The sequence below is a fragment of the Intrasporangium sp. genome (assembly GCF_039812505.1).
Lineage (GTDB): Bacteria > Actinomycetota > Actinomycetes > Actinomycetales > Dermatophilaceae > Intrasporangium_A.
The window spans coordinates 1-3,492 of the sequence record NZ_JBDIAQ010000237.1 but is presented as its reverse complement, the minus strand read 5'-3'; the positions used below and the strand labels follow the sequence as shown (position 1 = coordinate 3,492).

At 70.2% G+C, this 3,492-nt stretch carries 5 protein-coding genes; 4 read left to right on the top strand and 1 reads right to left on the bottom strand.

Annotated elements, in window-relative coordinates; genetic code table 11:
* Window positions 1-279 precede the first annotated feature (279 nt).
* The 4 genes from WMI84_RS17580 to WMI84_RS17565 all read left to right on the top strand — a co-directional run bounded on the left by WMI84_RS17580 (window position 280) and on the right by WMI84_RS17565 (window position 3,180).
* A complete protein-coding gene (locus WMI84_RS17580; RefSeq protein WP_347355068.1) occupies window positions 280-594 on the top strand; it encodes a thiamine-binding protein in 315 nt (104 codons plus the stop codon).
* Window positions 587-1,108: a GNAT family N-acetyltransferase gene (locus tag WMI84_RS17575; protein WP_347355067.1), complete on the top strand. Its 522-nt coding sequence runs from the start codon at window positions 587-589 to the stop codon at window positions 1,106-1,108. The genes WMI84_RS17580 and WMI84_RS17575 overlap by 8 nt, the downstream gene beginning before the upstream one ends.
* A gap of 144 nt (window positions 1,109-1,252) precedes the next feature.
* Complete coding sequence (locus tag WMI84_RS17570; protein WP_347355066.1) at window positions 1,253-2,221, top strand: hypothetical protein; 969 nt, start codon at window positions 1,253-1,255, stop codon at window positions 2,219-2,221.
* Between the two features lie 14 nt (window positions 2,222-2,235).
* Window positions 2,236-3,180 carry a tetratricopeptide repeat protein gene (locus WMI84_RS17565; RefSeq protein ID WP_347355065.1) on the top strand — a complete coding sequence of 315 codons (945 nt, stop codon included), beginning with the start codon at window positions 2,236-2,238 and terminating at the stop codon, window positions 3,178-3,180.
* 180 nt (window positions 3,181-3,360) lie between these two features.
* Here WMI84_RS17565 and WMI84_RS17560 read toward each other — a convergent pair.
* Window positions 3,361-3,492 (bottom strand): hypothetical protein (locus WMI84_RS17560; RefSeq protein WP_347355069.1); only part of this gene is annotated, 132 nt, incomplete at its 5' end.

The window sequence follows — 3,492 nt, the reverse complement described above, 5'->3', positions numbered from 1 at the left end:
TCGAGGAGCTGCTGAGCATGAAGAAGGACCTCTGACCTCTGACCCCGACAGATCGAGAGTGCACGAGTCTTCATCGACTCTTCATCGAGAGTGCACCAGTCTTCATCGAGAGTGCACCAGTCTTCATCGAGAGTGCGCCAGTCTTCATCGAGAGTGCACCAGTCTTCATCGAGAGTGCGCCAGTCTTCATCGAGAGTGCAGTGCAGTACTTCCGATCGAGTGCATTTGTGGGGTCCGGAGGCGCCCGACCGGTAGTTGCCCGGCCATTAGAGTGGAGGAATGCTCATCGCCTTCTCGGTCGCCCCGTCCACCCCTGCTGACGAGACCGGCTCGGTCGGGGAGGCGGTGGCCCGAGCCATCGCCTTGGTCCGCGAGTCCGGGCTGCCCAACCGCACCGACGCGATGTTCACCACGGTCGAGGGCGAGTGGGACGAGTGCATGGATGTCGTCAAGCGATGCTGCGATGTTCTGGCCGAGTCTTCGCCGCGCGTCTCGCTGGTCCTCAAGGCCGACATCCGACCGGGCCGCACCGGTGAGCTCGACGGCAAGCTCGAGCGGCTCGAGGCAGCCATCCAACGTCAGGCCGATGCCTGAGTCCCGTTGGCGCATCGAGCCGCTCGCGCTCGCAGACTGTGAAGAGCTAGGGCGGGTGCACGTATCCGTGTGGCGCGAGGCCTATGCGGGAATCATGCCGGACGAGTATCTCGCGGGGCTGAGCCCACAGCAGTTCGCGGAGCGTTGGCGGCAGAGGCTGGGGGATCAGGGTTCGAGCGATCTGGGCACGACTCTGGTAGCAACGGATGCCGCCGCGGAGATCGTCGGCTTCGTCTCGGCCGGGCCGAGCCGAGATGACGACGTGCCCACCGAGTGGGAGCTCTACGCGATCAACCTGCTCGCCCGCACCCATGGCACCGGCCTCGCCGACAAACTGCTGGGCCGAGCGCTCGGAGACCGTGGCGCGACCCTCTGGGTGGCAGCCGACAACCGGCGAGCCAGGGCCTTCTACGCCAGACATGGCTTTGTCCCGGACGGAGCTCACAAGGAGCACCCCGGCTCGGGTGCTCCAGAGATCCGGATGCTCCGATCACGGTGGCGACCTGCGTGGTGAAGTGGCCCATCGACGGTTGGGGAAGCGATGAGCATCCGCGCGATTTGGTCCCGGCCGGGGGCCGCTGCGTATCGTGGTGGGCGGCCTGACCGGAGGGCAGGCCGCCGCACCCCGACCGAGAGGCCCTGTCCGATGCTCCCACCCGTGACGCGCCGAGCCGCGACGACCGTGGCGATCGCCGGTGTCCTGGCGCTGGCCGCCTGCACCGGCGACGGTGCCGACGATGCGGCCTCGATCGGGACCCCGGCGATCGCCGCGACCGAGGCGAGCACGGTGGTGAGCGCGCTCGTCACCGCCGCGAGCCGGTCGCAGGCGGACGCCAGTGCGGCCGGGGTCGCGGCTCGCGCCGGGATCTACGAGGGGCCGGCGCTCAAGGCCGCCGACGCACGCGCCAAGGTCCTGGCCGCCGGTTCGGCGGCGCAGCGGACCGATGCCCAGATCGGCACCGACGTGACCGTCCTCGGCGTCTCGGCGAAGTCCGACGCGCCGGCGACGATCCTGGCCCGGGCCTCCCTGAAGAAGTCGAACGCTCCCGTCCTCGTCCTGCTCGTCGGGGGCCAGGGTGGCAAGGACGTCAGGATCGCCGCGATGGCCCCCATGATTGCGGACGCCACCCTCGACGCGCTCGACCCGCCGTCCGCCGGCTCCGCCGGCCTCGGTAGCGGTGCCGGCCTGGTCGCGAAGCCGGCAGACGTCTCGGCCGCGTGGGCCGCCTCGGTGGCCTTCCCGAGCCCCAAGCCGAGCAAGCTCATCGCAGCAGACCCGTGGTCCGACGGGCTCCGCAAGGACGCCGCGGCCCAGTCGAAGGCGCTGGGAGCCCAGGGCGTGTTCGCCCAGTCCCACGAGCCCACGGACATCCTCGGCGGCCTGCGGCTGAAGGGTGGGTCCGGCGCCGTCGTGTTCGCCCACCTCGAGCGGACGGACGCGATCGCGTTCCACAAGCCGACGAAGCAGACCCCGCGCAAGGACGTCACGGTCCTGTCCGGCATCAAGACCATCACGACCGAGGCCGAGCTGACCTCCAGCGAGTTCATCGCCTTCGTCGTCCCTGCTTCCGGCCAGGTGCGGGTCGTCGCCGCGCAGGACCAGCTGATCGGCGCCAAGGCGCACTGAGGAAGGATTGAGGCATGACCCAGCAACCCTTCACCGCCGCCGCGCTGCGCGGCGCCGTCGACCTGTCCGGTCTGGGCCGGCCGGCCCAGACCCCGGGCCCGGCATCCGGCAACAGCGGCTCCGCTGCCTCGGCCGGCGGGCTCGTCATCGAGGTCACGGACGCCTCGATCCGTGACCTCATCGCCGCCAGCGCCGACTATCCCATCGTCCTTGTGATCTGGTCGACGCGGCTGGCCGACACCGCGGACTTCGTCGGCACCCTGCGGGCCGTCGCCCAGCGCTACGGGGGCCGCTTCCAGCTCGCGACCGCGGACGTCGACGCGAACCCGGCGATCCTGCAGGCCTTCCAGGTCCGTGCGGTGCCGGTGACCTTCGCGCTCGTCCAGGGCCAACCGGTCCCGCTCTTCGAGGGGGTCCAGCCCGAGGAGCAGATCGTTGCCGTCATCGACCAGGTGCTCGCCCTCGCGGCACAGCACGGTGTGACCGGCACAGTGGGCACGGGTGGCGCGGTTCCGGCCGAGGTCGAGGAACCGGCCGTGGCCTCCCTCCCGCCGCTGCACCAGAAGGCCTTCGACGCCATCGAGGCCGGCGACCTCGACGCCGCCCTTGCCGCCTACCGCGAGGCGCTCGCACAGAACCCGGCCGACGCCGATGCCAAGGTCGGCTTGGCGCAGGTCGAGCTGCTGCGTCGTGCCCAGGGCGTGGACCCCGCCGTGGCCCGCGCCGCGGCCGCGGCCGACCCGGGAGACGTCGACGCCCAGATCCTGGTTGCCGACCTCGACCTGCTGGGTGGGCACGTCGAGGACGCCTTCCTCCGGCTGGTCGACACAGTCCGCCGGACCAGCGACGCCGACCGCAACAAGGCGCGAGAGCACCTCGTCGAGCTCTTCGAGGTCGTCGGTGTCCACGACGAGCGGGTCGCCAAGGCGCGCAAGTCGCTGATGAGCGCGCTGTTCTGACCCGAGGGCGTATGCCGCTGGGCTCCGGAGCGTCGTCATGCACCCTCCGCCCGCCCATCCGCACAAGCCTGGACACCCGGAAACGCACCATCGTTCGGGACTACTGCACGCCCGATCCGGACTACTGCCCGCTCGATCGGGACTGCTGCACGCTCGATCAGGACAACTGCACGCTCGATGTCAGGACGAGAGGGCCTGGTCCACGACGGTCTTGGCCTCCGCCTGTACCTGCGCCAGGTGCTCCGGCCCCTTGAACGACTCGGCGTAGATCTTGTAGACGTCCTCGGTGCCCGAGGGCCGCGCCGCGAACCA

Excerpts from the sequence above, each read along its gene's own strand:
- WMI84_RS17565 (WP_347355065.1), top strand. The coding sequence starts at position 2,236 with ATGACCCAGCAACCCTTCACCGCCGCCGCGCTGCGCGGCGCCGTCGAC.
- WMI84_RS17580 (WP_347355068.1), top strand. The coding sequence starts at position 280 with ATGCTCATCGCCTTCTCGGTCGCCCCGTCCACCCCTGCTGACGAGACC.
- WMI84_RS17575 (WP_347355067.1), top strand. The coding sequence starts at position 587 with ATGCCTGAGTCCCGTTGGCGCATCGAGCCGCTCGCGCTCGCAGACTGT.